At 38.7% G+C, this 19,099-nt stretch carries 17 protein-coding genes; all 17 read left to right on the plus strand.

Annotated elements, in window-relative coordinates; all coding sequences use genetic code 11:
* Positions 1-175 precede the first annotated feature (175 nt).
* Positions 176-604: a bilirubin utilization transcriptional regulator BilQ gene (gene bilQ, locus G558_RS0105540; RefSeq protein ID WP_028829291.1), complete on the plus strand. Its 429-nt coding sequence runs from the start codon at positions 176-178 to the stop codon at positions 602-604.
* Complete coding sequence (bilR, locus tag G558_RS0105545; protein WP_028829292.1) at positions 597-1,706, plus strand: bilirubin reductase; 1,110 nt, start codon at positions 597-599, stop codon at positions 1,704-1,706. Before bilQ ends, bilR begins: the two co-directional genes overlap by 8 nt.
* Entirely contained in the window at positions 1,706-1,825 is a 120-nt protein-coding gene (locus G558_RS13950; RefSeq protein ID WP_071604455.1) for a flavodoxin family protein, read from the plus strand. The genes bilR and G558_RS13950 overlap by 1 nt, the downstream gene beginning before the upstream one ends.
* Positions 1,826-1,829: 4 nt before the next feature.
* Complete coding sequence (locus tag G558_RS14415; RefSeq protein WP_156888516.1) at positions 1,830-1,964, plus strand: hypothetical protein; 135 nt, start codon at positions 1,830-1,832, stop codon at positions 1,962-1,964.
* A gap of 95 nt (positions 1,965-2,059) precedes the next feature.
* Positions 2,060-2,758: a DUF542 domain-containing protein gene (locus G558_RS0105560; protein WP_028829293.1), complete on the plus strand. Its 699-nt coding sequence runs from the start codon at positions 2,060-2,062 to the stop codon at positions 2,756-2,758.
* Positions 2,759-2,929: 171 nt separating this feature from the next.
* The gene (locus tag G558_RS0105565) at positions 2,930-4,669 is read left to right on the plus strand and encodes an ABC-F family ATP-binding cassette domain-containing protein (protein ID WP_028829294.1); all 1,740 of its coding nucleotides are present in this window, start codon (positions 2,930-2,932) and stop codon (positions 4,667-4,669) included.
* 151 nt (positions 4,670-4,820) lie between these two features.
* Entirely contained in the window at positions 4,821-5,888 is a 1,068-nt protein-coding gene (locus G558_RS0105570) for an FUSC family protein (protein WP_028829295.1), read from the plus strand.
* 76 nt (positions 5,889-5,964) lie between these two features.
* Positions 5,965-6,897 (plus strand): agmatinase, encoded by a 933-nt coding sequence (gene speB, locus G558_RS0105575; RefSeq protein WP_028829296.1) that lies wholly within the window; start codon positions 5,965-5,967, stop codon positions 6,895-6,897.
* A 61-nt stretch (positions 6,898-6,958) separates the two neighbouring features.
* Entirely contained in the window at positions 6,959-9,349 is a 2,391-nt protein-coding gene (locus G558_RS0105580; RefSeq protein WP_028829297.1) for a hypothetical protein, read from the plus strand.
* 199 nt (positions 9,350-9,548) lie between these two features.
* Entirely contained in the window at positions 9,549-10,043 is a 495-nt protein-coding gene (locus G558_RS12480; protein ID WP_242825208.1) for a nuclear transport factor 2 family protein, read from the plus strand.
* A 110-nt stretch (positions 10,044-10,153) separates the two neighbouring features.
* Positions 10,154-11,845 (plus strand): FAD-dependent oxidoreductase, encoded by a 1,692-nt coding sequence (locus G558_RS0105590; protein WP_028829298.1) that lies wholly within the window; start codon positions 10,154-10,156, stop codon positions 11,843-11,845.
* Between the two features lie 112 nt (positions 11,846-11,957).
* The gene (locus G558_RS0105595; protein ID WP_169337713.1) at positions 11,958-12,860 is read left to right on the plus strand and encodes a LysR family transcriptional regulator; all 903 of its coding nucleotides are present in this window, start codon (positions 11,958-11,960) and stop codon (positions 12,858-12,860) included.
* Between the two features lie 234 nt (positions 12,861-13,094).
* The gene (locus G558_RS0105600) at positions 13,095-13,643 is read left to right on the plus strand and encodes a DUF1097 domain-containing protein (protein WP_028829300.1); all 549 of its coding nucleotides are present in this window, start codon (positions 13,095-13,097) and stop codon (positions 13,641-13,643) included.
* 33 nt (positions 13,644-13,676) lie between these two features.
* Positions 13,677-14,480, plus strand: coding sequence for a DAPG hydrolase family protein (locus tag G558_RS0105605; RefSeq protein WP_028829301.1), 804 nt, complete (start codon positions 13,677-13,679; stop codon positions 14,478-14,480).
* Between the two features lie 19 nt (positions 14,481-14,499).
* Positions 14,500-15,441: a flavodoxin family protein gene (locus G558_RS0105610; RefSeq protein ID WP_156888517.1), complete on the plus strand. Its 942-nt coding sequence runs from the start codon at positions 14,500-14,502 to the stop codon at positions 15,439-15,441.
* Positions 15,442-15,456: 15 nt separating this feature from the next.
* Positions 15,457-16,938, plus strand: coding sequence for an FAD-dependent oxidoreductase (locus tag G558_RS0105615; protein WP_028829303.1), 1,482 nt, complete (start codon positions 15,457-15,459; stop codon positions 16,936-16,938).
* A 70-nt stretch (positions 16,939-17,008) separates the two neighbouring features.
* The gene (locus tag G558_RS0105620; protein ID WP_028829304.1) at positions 17,009-19,093 is read left to right on the plus strand and encodes an FAD-dependent oxidoreductase; all 2,085 of its coding nucleotides are present in this window, start codon (positions 17,009-17,011) and stop codon (positions 19,091-19,093) included.
* Positions 19,094-19,099: the final 6 nt, after the last annotated feature.

Genomic DNA, 19,099 nt, shown 5'->3' on the forward strand with positions numbered 1-19,099 from the left:
TGGTGTTGGCAGACCTATATACAAAGATTCTAAGTGGGCAGAAAAAGCGATTAAAAGTCTTAAATAAAAATTTTGAAAGGTGTTCGGCAATAATGCGAATGCCTTTTTTATTGTATGCAATAATATTTAGAAAGGAATTGTAATTGACTTAGTCAGGTAAAAGGAGGTACGAAAAATGCAACATACTTTATCTTTCTTTGTAGCGGGTCTCCAGAAAGATTTTTCTGAATTTTGTAATGAAAGACTTCAAGATCTGGTAATAACCAAAGGTTTGCTTTATTTTATTTTATATATAGGAAAGCATCCCAATTGTTCACCGAGTAATCTTTCTCAGGAATTACATTTTGATTCAGGACACACCACACGCTCCATCGATAAATTAGTCAAGACTGGATTCGTTCTACGCAAAAAGAGCGAGAATGATAAAAGAGCATATATACTCAAGTTGACAGAAAACGGGAACAAGGTATTTGAGTCCAGTTATCTTATGTTTTCGCAATGGGACGAAAAAATATTTAAAGATATTTCCACAGCGGATCGACAGCAACTAATTTCACTATTAGAAAAACTTGTTAAAACAAAAGGAGATTTTATACATGTATGAAACAATTAACAGTCCTTTCAATTTAGGCGGTATGCAACTAAAAAATCGCATAATTTTTGCCCCTACAACAATGGGACTTCCAAAAGATGAATATTACAAAAAAATAGATCAAATTGCCAGGGGCGGCTGCGCCATGATTATAATTGGAGATATTACGGTATCAAAAACTCTATTCGGAAGGTCGCTTTACAGTAAAAAAGGATTTGCCCATTATAAAAAGTTGGCTGAAATTGCACATTTACATGGGTGTAAAATATGCGCGCAATTATTTAAATCGGATGCCAACATGAAAGCCATGCTCAAGTATGTTCCGGGAGTTTTAACCAAAAAGATTTCAATGGAAGAACTTCGAAATCTGTTAAATGATCAGGTTGGGAAATATATTTCATCAATTCCTGAAAAAAAGGTTAAAGAAATTACTACTGATTTTGGTGAAGCAGCAGCTCTTGCCAAAATGGCTGGATTTGACATGGTCCGGGTGCATGGTGACAGGATGTGCGGAATTTTCAGTTCGGAAATTTTCAACTGCCGTACTGATAAATATGGCGGAAATTCCAAAAAACGTGTACGCTTTGCTATTGAAGCTGTTGCTTCTATTCGAAAGAAAATGCCAGATTTGCCTATTGATTACAATCTTAGTGTAAGGCAGGAAAATCCTCATTATGGCAATGCTGGAGTACTAGTAGAGGAGCTCCCTATTTTTATTCCTTTATTGGAAAAGGCAGGGGTTACTAGTTTCCATGTTACGCTGGCTAATCATTCTGAACTTGAAGACACTATACCTACATCCAAACACCCATATTTTCCTGAGGAAGGTTGCTTCTTAAAATTTAGTGATGAGGCCCGTAAATACACTAAACTGCCAATTTGTGGGGTGGGTGGATTAGCAACTCCAGATTTTGTTGAAACTCAATTGAAAAGTGGTCGTATAGATTGTGCAGCTATGAGCCGCCAACTTATTGCAGATCCTGATTGGGTGAACAAAACAGCTGGTGGGCATCAGAGCACAATAAAACACTGTATTCGTTGCAATATCAAATGCCTTGGTGGCATGCAGAAACATCAAGGAGTTCATTGTATATATGATAAGGAGGAGAAATAATGAATCATTCAATAGTTTATAGCAGTCACACAGTTAACACAAAAATACTGGCAGAATCGATTAAAGAAGCACTTCCTGAACAAGATTGCGATTACTTTGGAGGACCGTCAAAGATATGAAAATATGATGACGGGAAATGAGGCAGATTTAAAATTCAAGGATCAGATTGATAATTTTGATCGTGCTTCGTCACATCCGGACAAGGCTGACTGTGATGGAATCAAGGAACAAGTTATTAAAGCTACATCTAATTTATAATATTTAAAGATATAGCTGATAATAAAATAAAATCCTCGAAATAGGGTATGAGTAATGAAATGGTTTTTTAAAAACATTTCATTCAAGGAGGCTTTATGATTAATAGAATTGATATAAGTGGACAAACGCGACTTGGAGAACTTGTTACTTTTTTCCCCTCTATTTCAGAGCGTCTAAATGAGTTACATATAGACTACTGTTGCAAGGGGGACCGCTCAATTGAGAGTGCATTAGAGGAAGCTGGATTATCACAAAACATCGTAAATGAAATACAAATTGCGTATAACGATTTTTTAAACAGGCCAGATAGAGAGCAACCCGTAAGTGATTTGTCTGATAACCAGCTTATTGATCTTATTTTGGAAATCCATCATGAAACAGAGAGGGCTCTGTGGAAAGAACTGGACCAGCTGATTAATAAAATTTTACTTGTGCATTACAGTCATGGTAAAGATTTACTCATAAAATTGCATAGAAATTTTAGCGAATTAAAAACAGAGTTGGAAGAACATTTTGCTAAAGAAGAAAAAGAACTATTTCCGGCAATGCGTAAAATAGAAAAGACTGAAGAAGAAGTTGCCGCAATAAGAGCCTTGATAAAGGTGCTTGAGGAAGAACACGAAGTAGCAGGTCGGATCATAAAATTGATTATAAAAGAAACTGAAGATTTTAAACTCCCGGATTATGCCTGTCCTACAATGAAGGTAACTTATGCGAAACTGCATGAACTAGTGGATGATATTTTTCTTCATATTTCAAAAGAAAACAGTGTTCTTTTTAAACGTTATGAATAAACAGGCATAAAATAATTGTAAATAGTGAGAAAAAATGATATTATATAGGATAGGAATAAAAAATAATGTCGTAATTAAATGATATTCAATTGCTTTATTGCAATTGGAAAGATTTATATTGAAGAGCTTATTTATATAGGCTCTTTTTAAGTTAGAACGAAAGGTAATATTATGATAAAAGTTAATAACTTATCTTATTCATATCCGCAAAAAGATTTATATAATAAGATTTCATTTACACTAAAAGAGGGTCAGCATTGCGCATTTATAGGATCAAGTGGTAGCGGGAAAAGTACACTCATAGATATAATTATGGATCCGGAAGAATACATGTTCGACGGTGATTTAGAAGTGAATTCAAGTCGTAAAATTGGTCATGTAACCCAATTTTCACAATTCGACAAAACGAAAAAAACCACAGTGTTTGAGTTTATAGGTGAAGAATTTATTAAACTGCAAAATGAAATAGCTTCTATCTGCAACGAAATGGAAACATCTTCAGATATAGAGTCTTTATTAGAAAAATATCAGTGTGCTTTGGATGCTTTTGATGCGATTGGTGGAGATGATTTTGAAACAAACATAAATAGTAAACTGAATCTTGCAAACCTTATTAATCATAAGGATATGGATGTATCCGAATTAAGTGGTGGAGAGTTTAAACTTGTTACAGTCATGAAAGAGATGCTTACCAGTCCAAGTTTGATAATTATGGATGAGCCGGATGTGTTTTTAGATTTTGAAAATCTTAATTCTCTAAGAAAATTAATTAATGCGTATAAAGGAACTTTGTTAATTGTTACTCATAACAGATACCTGCTGGATCATTGCTTTAACAAAATTGTTCATCTTGAAAATATGGTAACTCAAGAGTTTGATGGAAGATATGTTGATTACAACTTTGCTCAGCTTCAAATAAAAATAGAACAACAAGAGCTGTCGCTTGCGGCTGATGAAGAAGTTTTGAGAAATGATATTCTAATTGACAGATTAAGAAAAATATCAACAGATAACTCTGATTCTGCCAACGGAAGAGCGCTAAAAGCTAGAGTTAAGGTTCAGGAGAGATTAGTACAAAATAGAATAAATGCCCCATTTGTAGATATTAAGCAGCCAGAAATCAGTTTAGATTTTGATAAAGAAATCGAAGATAGTATTGCTATAAAAGTTGATAATTATTGCGTATCATTTGATGATACACTTTTAGAAAATGTCAACTTTGAAATTAAATCTACCGATAAAGTTGCTCTAATAGGGCCTAATGGTACCGGGAAAACAACTTTACTCAGAGATATATTTAAAAACAATAATGAGTCCATTGAAATAAATGCTAATGTTGAGATGGCTTATTTATCTCAAAATCAAGGAGAAATGCTGGATGAATCTAATACGATAGTTGGTGAATTCTTTGATTTAGGTTTTAATACTCTGCAGGAGATTAAATCATATCTTTCAAACTACGGTTTTAATGAAGAAGGTATTAATCAAAAAATAGGGTCACTATCTGGTGGAGAAAAGAACATACTTCAATTGGCTAAGGTCTCATATGGTAAAGCGAATATGCTTCTTCTTGACGAGCCGACAAGCCATTTGGATACCTATTCTCAAATAGCACTCGAAAGTGTCTTAAAAGAATATAAAGGTGCAGTACTGATGATTTCTCATGACTATTATTCAATCATCAATTGTATGGATTATGTTCTGATGATTGAGGACAAGAAAATTAGGAAAATGAGTATGAGGAAATTTAGAAAGATGATTTATTCGAATCATTTTGACAAAGATTATTTAGAAATAGAACAAAAGAAGAAATCAGTTGAAACAAAAATAGCATTCGCCTTAAAAGCCGATGACTTTGAACTTGCAAAAGTGCTTTCTGATGAGCTTGAAGGATTGATTAAATTGTTATAATTACGGTCATAGTCTAAAATTTTTTAAAACTGTAAAAGTCCTTTTCTTCTAATTTTGTTTCTATAACATAATTAGAAGAAAAGGACTTTTTTTTGTGGGATATTAAGAAGAATTTAATATAAAAAAATTAGCTCAAGGAGGAAATATAATAATGAATTTTTATGAAGCAATGCAATTAGGCACATGCGATCTCAAACCATTAATTAAAGCGGCTGAAGATGAAAAACTGAAGAAAAAATATGTAAAAGCTTTAACAGTTAAGAACTTTGCATGTATCTTGTTTTGCATAGCCGTGGTAACTTTTTTTAATAATATGTTCGGCGTTGAGAATGCCATTGTAGGTGTGGTAACAGTTATAATATTAATGACATTTAGGTTTTCAAACTTTGATTTTAATACGGGACAATCAGCCATTGCCATGTTGTGCATATTTGCAATATTTATTATTTCTCCATGTTTGGCGACTATGGTAAATCCGATTACAGGCAGCATAATAAATTTTGTTTCAATGATGGTAATTGTTGTTTTATCTTGTCACAACGTAGCATTGTCTAATCAATCAACTTTGCTATTATCGTATTTACTTTTATATGGATACAAGATTAATGATATAAATGTGTACACAAATAGGTCATATGCACTTGTTCTTGGCGGAATAATAGTTGCAGGAATTTTCTATTACAAGCATAGAAAAATTGAATTTGAAAATAGTTTTAGTGATATAATTAAAGATATAAATTTCAAATCAGAACGTACTAAATGGCAGTTGAAACTTGTTTTAGGCGTAACTACAGTTATTTTAATGGGAGAAATTTTAAATTCGCCACGTGTAATGTGGATTGCACTTGCATGCATGTCGGTACTTCAACCAGATAAAGAAAAAATTAAATATCGCTCAAAAATTAGATATATATTTTCAATCATAGGTTGTTTAATGTTTGCGGCGGTATATTTAATTTTACCACAAGAATATAGAACATATGCTGGTTTATTTGGCGGAATTATGGTGGGATTCTCAGGAAAGTATTCATGGCAAACATCATTTAATAGCTTTGGTGCACTTGCAGCAGTAGTCCCGTTATTCGGATTAAGTGGGGCTATAATAATAAGGGTATCTAGCAATATAATAGGAGTTATATACAGCCGATTATATGGAACAGTATTTGATAAAATAGCAGACAAAATATTTATAGGAGATACCATTCACGAAATAGGATAAATCAAATCATTCTATTGACGAAAATATAATTAGCCATTATTCTTATAGTATGAATATTTAAAATATGGAGGATGATATGAGAAAAACTGACGAGATGATTAAAAATGAAACCCTTTGGGGAGGACTCTGCTCTGGTATGAGCAGTGAAGAAAAAGAAAAAGAAGCTGACATCGTAGTATTTGGAATACCTTTTGATGGAAATGTGAGTTACAGAGAAGGGGCAAAAGATGCACCGGCTGCAATCAGAGAATCTACAATACCTATACCGGCCACAACTGAATATTTTGAAGATATGTCAGGCAATAAGGTTGTTGATATTGGGGATTTCAACAGTGAAGATTTTGAAACTGTATACCTTGATGTAGAGAAAAAAGTAAGTGAGCTTGTGAAAAATCGTAAATTTTTTACTATGATAGGCGGGGACCATTCTGTTACTATACCGGTACTAAGTGGAATAAACAAGGCTATTGATCATGAGTTTGGAGTCATTCATATTGATGCGCATTTTGATTTATGTGATGAACTTGGCGGGAGTAAATTATCTCATGGATGTACAGAGAGAAGAGCCATTGAAATGGATAATGTTGGCAAGAGTGAGAATATATTTTTTATAGGAATACGCTCTGTTGAGCCTGATGAGTTAATCTACATAAGAGAAAATAAAGTTAATGTTATAAATGCTGCTGAGTATGAAAGACTGGGAACAGAAAAGGTAATTGAGTCTGTTAAAGAAAAGATGTCTCACTTAAAGAGTATATATCTTACAGTAGATATTGACTGTCTAGATCCAGCTTACTCAGCGGGTACTGGAACTCCAAAGTTTGGCGGACTCACTTCAAGGCAGCTTCTTGATCTGCTTAGAGGTTTGTTTGATCTTCCAATCATTGGATTTGACGTGGTAGAAGTAGCGCCTTCGCTTGATGCTTCAATGACTTCAGTCTATGCGGGTCAGCGAATAATCACTGAGTGCTGGGGGCATCACCTGAGAAAAACAAAGGGCTTGAAGTAAAATTGGATTTTAAAATGAGATATAAGTTTTTTAAGGGCGGACTGCTAAAGGGAGATGAAAGATGAGAAATAGATTAATATCAATGATTCTGGTGGTTTCAATGATACTATCCATTACAGGATGTGGCGGCGGATCGTCAATGAGTGAGAAATTGGTGGCGGAGGCTGTTTTGAATGAAGAAAATCTTGTGCTAGGGAAGGATGGCGTTGAGCTGAGACTTGATCCGGTGATGATTTCTTCTGATTTGAATGCCAGTATTTCCGAGGTTTCCAATGCTCCGGCACTGGATGAGGAAAATGAAATAAATCTTAAGGTTTATGATTTCAAGCTTGATGGAGTTTCTAAAGTTGACGGAGTTATACAACTTGCGATTCCTGTTGAGCTGGCAGATGGAGAGACTCCAGGAGCGGCTTATCTTAATGAAGAGACTATGAAGTGGGAACCAGTTGCTTTCATGTATGATGAAGCTTCTTCGAGTGTTGTAATATTGACGGACCATTTGTCAAAATATGGCGTATTTTCGGTATCTGGTGAGGGCAGAAGGCGTGCCAGAGTAGAGTTCCTTGGATTACATGGCGATGCGAAAGATGAGGATTTTCTTTCCGCCATAGAGGAATACTCCGTGGGGGGAGTTCCAGCTTCACAATGCCTTGAAATAGGTTCAGGAGCTGCTGGGGATGCACTTCAGCTTGGTGGAGATGTTCTTGGGAACATTGCTCAAAGTGCAGGATATCTCGCATATGGGGATGATGTAATTTCGACCATTGGAGACCATCTTGGAAGCGTTGGGTTACTGTTATCTGTTGTCCAAATAGGAAACAATATCTACAACGGCAAAATAAACGATGCTGTGGTTGGCAGTCTCAAGACGTCATATACATATATGATGGGTAAGGTTGTATCCAAGCTCAGTAATTCGGTTTTATCGGCAAGCATGGCTTCGGTTGCAATAGTAGACTACGCAATCAATAAATTTGGAACTACAGCCATAGAGGGACGTGCTGACATATATAGAGACGCCTATTCAATTTATTATTTTAAGGGAGAAGATGGCTTTAAGGGTTCAGACCATTGGTACAGGACTTTATATCCTATGTTCAGTGATCCAAAAATGACAGAAGAAGCTTTAAAAGTGGAAATAGATAAAATAGTAACTTCTCACTGCAATGAGTTCTGGAGTGTTGCAAATAAGCTTGGAGTAGATTACTACGTGAGCGAGGCCAGAGAAAAGATGGCATGGACTGGAGGTGGAGCGGGACTGAATCAGGACCTTCAAGACAGTATAAGCCAGGAAAGAAGAGCTGCACTTTATAATGATGTACTGCCTGGAGTTTTCAGGCAAATAGCACTGAAAATAAACATGGAGAACGAGAACAAGCTGAGAGCTGAGTACAAGGAGCTTTCGGACTATTTGAATACGGTGATTTCCTTCAACGTAACTGATCCAAAGAAGACCTATGCCAAACATAAGGCAAGGTTCTCAACGCTGAGCGACAAGGCAGAGCTTGAAAACTGGACTGGCAAGTTCAAGGATGATGGTAGTTTGAGCACCAGTTTTACGCTCTACGGACACATGTATGCCGGTTCACCTTCAACGCTTGACATCTACGCTCCTGATGCGGATATGGACAGAGACGAACCAGTAGAGAGCATTGACTTCAAGGTTACTCCACCTTCTATTGATATTGTTATAAGTGAAGAAGCGGGCAGGCTGAAAACACTTGTTACACAGAGGTCTGCTGATGAGATTATCTCGAGTTTGTTAGTGGAAGATGAATATAAATCGTATTACACCGAAAACTTATTTCCAGTGCCAATGGAGCGTATGCTCAGTCAACAGCCGATATCAATACCGGAGGACAATATTATTGATGTAAGTCTAAGTGGTAACTGGGCTACAGACACTGTAAGTGGAAAAAATGATTTGGGTGGAGAATGGAGCACGGCATACAAATATGAAGTCAAAAATTTCAATCTTAACATACCGCTTACAGTAAACAGCGAGCTTCCAGTTATTGGAACAGACAAAAAAGCCCTGCTTCTTGATGGAAAAGGAACTTACAGTTATACGGTAACAATAACGACAACGACTACTGGAAATCAGGAAGTACCGGCCTTATTCGAGAAAGCGCGGACAGAGGGCACTTTAACAAGGACTATCAACTTTACATCAACTGGAAATGTATCGCTTTATACATCGAGCAAAGCAATAGATAGTTCGAAAGGGGTAGTGGTATACGATAATGGGATTGATAATCTGGAAACCACGGGCGTGATACTTGAATTTGAAAATCCAGTAAATCAGGCAAGTGGAACGGCAGTGCAATATTTGAAAACAGTATGGGAAGACAAGACTGAAAAAGAAGAGACAAGCACAAATGATATTACAATTGATTCGGATTTCATACTTGAAAATGCATCAAAGATTTACTTTAAATATCCTGTTAAATAGTAAAGTGAAATGTTTGATAGTATTGTAACGTGGTTTGTCCTCTATATAGACATATTTTGCATTCAAAAGAAACTATGTAATGTTATAAACTTCAAAGAATTTATCCATTGAACTATTGTTTATAATGCTAAAATTATAACAAGGTAATTAATTATAATTATTATATATTTCAAAGGAGTGGTAACTTATGTCAGAAGAATTGAAAACTTTACTAGCTAAAGAAGCTATCAGGGACCAAATCTACACCTATTGCCGTGCTCTTGACAGAATAGACAACAAACTGGGTTATTCCGTTTTTGCCGAGGATAGCAAGGTAGACTATGGTACGTTTAAGGGATCAGGTCGTGAGTTTTTCGACGATATGATGAATCAACACAGACAAATGATTTCTACCCATCACATGATGACCAACATGCTCATCAAGGTCAAAGGTGACAAGGCTGTAAGTGAAACCTACATGTATGCAGCCTGCAAGTTCCCAGGCAAAGAAAAACCTTTTACTGTTGAGGCAAGATGCAGAGACATTGATAAATGGGAATGCCGAGATGGCAAATGGTTGATAGTTGAACGCGTTGTATGTGGGGATAATACTTTTATTATCGTACCAAGTCGTGATTTTCCAAATTATAATGGTGAACGTGATAACCATGAAGATCCATGCTATAAGTTTTTTGAAGAATTCGACAAGATGTAAGAGTATTTTAATAAAAAAGATCATGCCCCTTATTCAATTGTTTAAGGGGCATTTTTATAACTTTTGATAAATAATATATTTATCTTGTTTTGAAAGGAGTCGATATTTTGATGGCAACATTTAATCCTGGTACATATACTGGAAAAGGCTACGGAGTACGCGGTAAAATAATCATAGAAGTTACTTTCTCGGAAACAGAAATTACAGGCATAGAAATCATTAAACACAAAGAAATTTTTGGTCAGGCATACGGCCTTGAAAGCTCCCCTTTTGAAAATTACATACCAAAGATAATTCAATATCAGTCTTTAGCGGTTCCTATGGTTGTAGGTGCAGAAACAGTTTGTAAAGCCATTGTAAAAGCCATTAGTACCTGCGTTAAAGAAGCAGGAGGCGATTTGGAGGCACTCAAGAACAAATCGGTTCCCATTGCGTCAAAGAAGGAAGACCGAATTCTTGAAACGGACGTGGTAATATTTGGAAGCGGAATCGCAGGATTTTCTGCCGCATTAGAGGCACAATGCTGCGGTGCTGATGTAATACTTGTTGAAAAGCAGGGGATTGTGGGAGGATCTTCTGCTATTTGTGGTGGTAAAATTATTGCTGCGGGATCTGAAGTACAAAAGAAACAGGGTATATTAGATACTCCTCAGATGCTTTTTAACTTTTTAAAAAACGCCGCTGGAAATTTTCTGGATGATGACAAAATAAATTATTTCTGTTATCATTCCGCAGAAAATTTGGAATGGCTGGTAGAACAGGGCTTTGAAATACAAGACTTAGAAGCTCCTCATTCGTCTCAGCTTCCATGGAGAATTCACAACAGTATTGGTGGCGAAGGACAGACCATGGGATGGGGCGGCAGTTTTATCGTTCCGCTTAACAATTTGTTTAAGGAAAGAGGCGGGACTGTCCTGCTTGACACATCGCTTACAGAACTGATAGTGAAAGAAGGCAGAGTGTCCGGGGCAACAGCTGTGGACACACTAGATGGAAGCACGGTAAAAATAATGGCGCGTAAAGGGGTTATTTTATGTACTGGCGGCTTTGCTGCCAACAGGGAAGTTGTAGAAGCGCGATATCCCTGGATGAAAAATTATTACTACAACTGTCCTGAATCAAGCCAGGGAGACGGAGCACTAGCAGCAGAAGCAATAGGTGCACGCAACTATCATCATCCTTATCTTCAGACTATGCTTCTGCATGATCGAAGTGGCGCAGGTGTAAATGAAGAATCTGGACTTATAGTTACCCGTGACGGAAAGCGTTTCTGCAATGAATATCAGTTCCACAGCCTGGTTGGTGCAGAACTTGCAAAAACCGGAAGCCCTGGCGCATGGTATATTACATGCGGGGAAGAACCATATCCGCTTTTAAATTATGCTTTGACATTGTCAGATACACCAAAAGCTGGAAACATAGAAGAACTGGCTGAAAAAATGGATGTTGCCCCGGAAATCTTAAATTCAACTGTAGATCGCTACAATTATTTATGTGAAACTGGATTTGATGAAGATTTCGAAAAACCATCTAGTGAACTTCATGCATTAAAAGGACCTGAATATTACGCTGTATTTTTAAAACCAGCTGCATCTATTACTTTTGGTGGACTTGAGATAGATATTGCAGCAAAGGTTCTTGATAGAGATGGAAGAGTTATCCCGGGGCTATTCGCTTCTGGAGAGGTAGCGAATACAGGGAATTTCGGACATGGAGTTCCTTCATGTGGATACAGTCTCGGCCATGCGCTTCACTTTGGACGTGTAGCTGCAAGATCGGCCTGTGGGAAAGAACTGCTTTAGATTTGTTAAAAGAACTGCTTCAGATTGGTTAATGTTGACAACTTTTCAGATTACCCGTATTATTGATAATAATTAAACTTATATTATTAGAGATATTATGGGGGATGGAATATTGAATAAAGGGATAACTCTTCTTCAGATTGAATATTTTATTGCAGTGGCAAGGAGTCTTAATTTTACAGATGCTGCTAAAAGCATGTACGTCGCGCAGCCTTCACTGAGCAAGCAAATCGCCCTGCTTGAAAAAGAAATCGGCGTTCAGCTTTTTAACAGATCCACCAGAGGGGTGCGGCTTACTCCTGCAGGCGCAGTATTATACAAAGAAATGGGAAATGTACTTGAAACGATTCATGAGGCTATAGAAAAATCATCACAGAAGAATCTGGGAGAACAGGGTTCCATAACAATCGGATGCCTTGACACAATGGATACAGACAATTTTCTTCCTCCTTTTATAAAATCATTCAAGGAAAATCACAGGGGAATCAGCATGGTTTTTGAAAGACACAGCTTTAAGGCATTGAGAGAAAAGCTCATGAGCGGAAGCCTTGATGTCATATTTACTCTTTCCTTTGAAATTGATGATTCGCTTGATATAGTTTATGACACTATTTTCAAATCGCGCACCAGCATAGTGATGTCAACAACAAATCCTCTGTCAGATAAAGAAAACCTGACTTTTAAGGATATAAGAAATGAAGATTTCGTATTCATATCAAGAGATGAATCTCCCAGGGGATTTGATGGAGTGATTTCCCTTTGCAGAGAACATGGGTTTGCCCCTAATATAGTCAGGCAGCTGCCAAATATTGGATCTCTGCTTTTATGCGTAGAATCTGGAATTGGGATTTCCATACTGGATTCTAACATAAGAAGGCATAATTCGAGCTTAAAGCATTTTGAAATCGAAAATGACCAGGTCGACGTCGTCATGGCCTGGAAGAAAGACAATGTTAATCCTTCTGTTTCGCTGTTTACAAACAGCGTGCTCAGCAGGGAGATTGAAAATTCATAAATAAATATACAAAATCAATAAAACTGATATTTTGATATTAGAGCGGCACTCTTAAAAAAGAGCCGCTTTTTTTTGTGCGAAAAGATATATGAGCGCTCACCGGGTCAGGCAAACGTTATTCCTTTTTAGAATAACTGATATTCCTTCTGGATATTTCTAATAAATCGGAATGTTTGATAAAATGTAAACAAGATATTGATCTGCGATATCTAATACATAAAAGGAGAAAAAATCATGTCAATTAAAAGAAAAGCTTTATTAATTCAGGCGGCAGGTGGATCTGTTGTGCTGGCACTGGCAATGCAGCCGGTCTTCATCATGGGGTATGGCAGTTATGTCTGGATACTGTTTACTGCACTTATCCTGTTCTTTGCTACTGGTGCAGATTTCAAAAAGATACCTTCAATTATCTTATCGTTTGCATGTGGATTAGCGTGGGCCGCGCTGAACGGAATTTTAATGGGAGCTTTAAGTGGAGCGCCGATGTGGGTTTCAGGGATACTGCTTACAATACTTATGGTTTTCTCAATTCTTACGGTTCATGAAAATCTTCTGAGAGACAGCATTGTTGGGAATATACCAAGTCTGTTTATGGGATTTGCCCTTACTATCTTCATGACATCAGGACATTCCCTTGCACCTGTAATCAATCAGATGCACCTGCTCGCATTTTTCACTGCAGGGATTGTAATGAGCGTACTGCTGGTACTTGTAGGTGGATTCTTCTGTACGATGATTCTTGGAAAAGACTGGCCTAAACATGTGTATGGCGGAGCTGAGTAAACCAAAACAATAAGAAAATAAAGGAGAGAAACAATGTCACTTAGACCGGAATTAACGGATGTGGAAAAGATACTGAGCTATTCTAAATATTATGATCTGGCAATGACTCCAGTTCCTGAAGAGAAGCTGGCCATACTTGAAAAAGGTCCCATAGATTCGGGCCTTGCATTAAAGATAGAAGACAGAAATGATCTTTTCAAGCCTGGATATCTCGAGTGTGAAACGGGGTACTGCATTATGGAAGATGGCACCGGGTATCTGGCTAATCATACATTCATGCCTGGGGTAACGAAGGAAATGTTTGAATGGTGGTTTGCTTGGCACTCCATGGAAGATTTGAGATACAGGATATGGGACCCGGAAGATCACTTCTATGCAAGAAATCAAAACAGAGAGAAAGTTCTTGATTCATCGCTTCCTATGAGGGAAAGAACCTGGGGGACGCAGCATGTTATTTTGGAAGATATCGGCGGAGGCGCTGACGATCTTATACTTAATTTCGAATATCCTGACAAAATGGGATATGACATAGAAAAAGTTGGAAGTGAATACTGCGCATCAATGATGTGTGCAAATGGCCACGGTCCTGTCCCAGGGCAGGGAGTAGCTGCGGTAATGACACATATGATAAGAGAAGCAGAGGGCGGGATCGAGCTGAGAAGTCGTTTCTGGATAGGATATCAGATCATAGACGTAAAGCCTGTAAAGCTTGTTCCAGATGGAATAAAAATACCTGAATTTGTGCCAAGAGGATTGTTTGCGCACAATTTAAAAGAGTTCACTCATCTTGCACATATCTTGCCTATGGTATATGAAGAGGAAAAAGATAATTTCTAATTTAACAGGAGGAATAAAATTGAAAAAAAAGATAATGGGAATAACTGCTGGAAGAAAAAACAGCAACAGTGAAATTCTATTAAAAGAAGCGCTTTGGGCGTGCCAGGAAGCTGGAGCTGAAGTTACGATGATAAATCTGAGAGACTATAATATACTTGATTGCACTGGCTGCACTGCATGTACTCATGGAATGTCTCAGGGCAAAAATGTAGGTTGTACTCTTGATGAAAAAGATGACAAAAAAGCAATAATGGAAGTCATGCTTGAACAGGATGGGGTAATATTTTCAACACCTACCTATGATCTCATGGGTTGTGCTATGATGGCTAAATTCCTGCAAAGAGGCCTGAGCTACGAAACATCATTCCTGGAAGCTATTAACGCAATAGAACACAGAGACAGAGTGGGCGGACTTATTGCAGTAGGGGGATCAACCCGCTCGTGGATGTCGATGGCGCTTGAATCGATTCAGGCGGGAATGTTCACTACGGATATAAATGTGGTGGATATGTATCTTGCGACAAGGATTCCTGCAAGTTCTCAATGTCTGCTCCATGACGATATGCTTGAAAGAGCGAGGCTGGTCGGAGAAAATGTCCTCAAGGCAGCAAGCACTCCTGTGGAAGAAAGAAAATGGCTTGGAGATCCTGACATGGGATGGTGTCCAAACTGTCATTCAAATGCTTTGATACTTGGAGAGCCTCAGTGGGATGGGCTTCATTATCCTATCGAATGCCAGGTTTGCGGAGCTGGAGGCACGCTCGAAAAAACTGAAGCGGGCAGCTGGAAATTCGTGATTCAGGAAGATGGGCTTGAAAGAGACAGAACGACTGTAGAAGGAAGATCTAAGCATCTGGTAGAGATTTCTCATACACAGGGAGGTTTCTATACAAAAGAAAATCTGGATATAGTTCAGGCTAAAATCGGTAAATACAAAAATATGACTTTCCCGTCAATATAATTTAGGAGGAACGAGATGAAAAATATAAATACAGATGTGATTGTTGTTGCAGCAGGACTTTCCGGGCTGGCGGCCTGCATTGCAGCTGCTGAAAATGGAGCGAAGGTTGTCGTGTTCGAAAAATCAAACACTACAGGTGGTGCTGCTAATATGGGAATGGGGCCACTTGGTATAGGCTCATCAATACAGAAAAATCAAATGGTTAATCTTACGCCGGGAGAAGCTTTCAGAAAACACATGTATTTTACCCATTACAAAGTAGATGCACGAATGGTAAGAGATTATTACTATAAATCAGGCGACACGATTGACTGGCTGATGGACATGGGAGTGGAGTTTGCAGGAGTACAGAGAGCATTCAGCGCAGACGAAGCTACAAGACCATATTCTGACGGTGAATTTACATGGCATGTTGTAAAACCAGAAGGCGGAGGCATGCCGGGCCCTAGATCTGCATCTGCAATGACAAAAAAAATGACAGAGAGAGCTGTAGAACTTGGCGTTGAGTTTATATATGAGACTCCGGTAAACAAGATAATAATGGAAGATGGGATGGTAGCCGGAGTAATTGCAAAGGACAAAGATGGACAGGAAACAGAGGCAAGAGCAAAGGCTGTTATAATTGCGACAGGCGGTTTTGGTGAAAATCCTGAGATGATAAAGGAACTTACCGGATACGAATTTGGAAAGACAATATTTAACTTTGCAATTCCTGGGATGAGAGGGGATGGACTTAGAATGGCCTGGGAAGCAGGAGCGGGACGTACTCAGCCATCGATGGAGCTTATGTATCAGCTTCCTGATAATATGAATCACTTCATTCTTGATGGGGCATTCCGTCAGCCATGTCTGTGGGTCAACAGAAATGGTCAGAGATTCATGCCTGAGGATCAGATAGGAAATACCACATTCACTGGAAATGCGATTACATCTCAGCCGGGGATGATTGCTTATTCAATATTTGACAGCAAGCTGCTGAAAAAATACAAGAAAAAAGGTCCGGATATGGTATCGCATGTTCACCCACATGATTTGTATGACCATTTTGACGAGCAGTGGGAAAAAGACCTTGAAGCAGGATATGAGCCTATAGCGCAGGCTGACACAATAGAGGAGCTTGCAGAAAAGGCAGGTATTGATGTGGCTGGACTGGTTGCACAGGTAGATGAATACAACGAGATGTGCGAAGCTGGGTATGATGAAATATTTGAGAAAAACAGAAATTACATGCAGCCAATTGAAAAAGGGCCATTCTACTGCTGTCGCCAGAATGTCGGAGCGTACGGCTCAGTTGGAGGGATCCTGATAAACCACAAAACAGAAGTAATGGATCAGGATTCAAGAGTTATACCTTCTTTATACGCAGTAGGAACCGATGCCTGCAATATTTACGGAGAGAGTTACCCGTTTATTTTATCAGGAAACACGATGGGATTCTGTCTCAACAGCGGACGTATTGCCGGAGAGAATGCGGCAATACTTATAGAAGAATTTTAAGTAATTTTCAATCAGAGCACAGGCCGGCAGAATCTAAATGCCTGCCTGTGTTTAACGTACAGGAGGAATAATGAAAATATATATTGACGGAAATAATATAGAAGCAGAAGAAGGCGCATCAGTGCTTGAAACTGCTCTGGATGCGGGGATTTATATACCTCATCTCTGCAATCACCCTGATTTAGAGGCAGCCGGGGGATGCAGGCTCTGTTCAGTAGAAATAGAAGGAATCGAAGGGGCTGTACAGTCATGCATGACAACCGTTGAAGATGGAATGATTGTTCATACAAAGTCTGAAAAGGCTGAACAGACAAGAAAAATGGCCATGGAGCTCATACTGGCAACCCACCCTGCCGATTGTACAGGATGCCCTAAATATGGCAAATGCGAGCTTCAGTCCATATATCAGTACATGGGAGTAAGTCCGGAAAAATGGAGAAAAAAATCCAGAACATTTGCAAATGACGACAGCAATCCCCTGATATCTCATATGTTCACAAGATGTATAAGGTGCGGCAGATGCATAAGAGCCTGTAGAGAATTAAGAGGTGTCAAGGTGCTGGATTTCCAGAAAACCAAAGATGGAATCCGTGCAGGAATTGAGGAAGGAAAGACATTGAAGGAGGCGGGGTGCAAATTCTGCGGAGCCTGCATAGAAGTATGCCCTACCGGTTCTATCATGGATGCACTTGGAATTATAAAAGAAAATGTGGCGTACAGTGATTCTGTAGTCCCATGCAAAAGTGCATGTCCTGCAAATGTTGATATACCAAGATATATAAGATATATCAAGAACGGCGATTTTGGAAAGGCTACGGCAGTCGTACGCGAAAAGGTTCCGTTTCCGGAAATATTAGGCAGCATCTGCAGTCATGCATGTGAGGATGCATGCAGAAGAAGCGAGCTTAGTGAACCTGTTTCTGTATGCAGGCTGAAGCGCGCTGCAGCAGCAAAGGATGATTTTGCCTGGAAAGAAAAATCCTTGAAATCAGAAAGCACGGGCAAAAAATCTGCAGTTATAGGTGCAGGTCCGGCGGGGCTTACTGCTGCATATTATCTTGCAAAAAAAGGCCACTCAGTGACTGTTTATGAGGAAAATGAAAAAGCAGGCGGCCAATGCCGTTATGGAATTCCAGCATACAGGCTTCCTGATGAAGTCTTAGACCGGGAAATCGCACACATATTAGATGCCGGGGTAGAGCTTAAGACATCGGTAAAGAGACTTTCGCCGGAAGAACTTTTGAAAGAAGGCTGCGATGCAGTAATAGTGGCAGCGGGAACTCACAGGGGAACAAAGCTTCCGATACCGGGAAATGATTTAGATGGAGTATATGTAAATGCTGACTTTTTGAAAAGAGCAAGACTTCATAATCCTCTTTCAGTTGGAGAAAGAGTCATGGTACTTGGTGGAGGAAACGTTGCATATGACTGCGCAAGAACAGCCCTGAGACTAGGAGCAAAAGAGGTCCATATAGCCTGCCTTGAGAACCTTCAGCAGATGACAGCGACAGAAGATGAAATCGAGGAAGGAAGAGAAGAAGGCATAATCTTGCATTCCGCTCACTCATTCCTCAGGATCACAGGCAAAGAGAAGACGGAAGGAGTGGAGCTTCAGAAGGTAGATAAATTCTATTTTGATGAAAACAGAAAAGCCGTAATAGAGCTTCAGGAAGGTACTAATGAAATAATTCCTGTTGACAATGTTATTTTTGCAGTAGGTCAAAAACCTGCTGGTACTGAAAATATGGGGCTTGAGCTTGTAAATAATGCTTATGTCAAAGTGGATGAAAACTCAAGGACAAGCCTGGAGGGCGTTTATGCGGCAGGCGACGTGGTAACAGGCACAAAAACGGTTATTGCTGCAATTGCAGCTGGAAGGAAAGCTGCTTCAGAGGTTGATAAATATTTAGGCGGTGATGGGGATATTTCTGAGGAACTTTTAGATAAAGAAGAACCGGATCATTTTATAGGCAGGACAGAATCATTTGGAGATTTATCAAGATATATCCCGCAAATATCAGATGCAGATAAAAGAAGATCGACTTTTGATATGGTTGAGCAGACGCTTACAGAGGAAGCAGCAATATGTGAAGCCAGCCGCTGCCTGCAGTGCGATTTGAGATTGAAAATAACAAAGCCGAAGCTATGGAATTAATATTAG

It is taken from the genome of Proteocatella sphenisci DSM 23131 (genome assembly GCF_000423525.1).
Classification (GTDB): Bacteria; Bacillota; Clostridia; order Peptostreptococcales; family Filifactoraceae; genus Proteocatella; species Proteocatella sphenisci.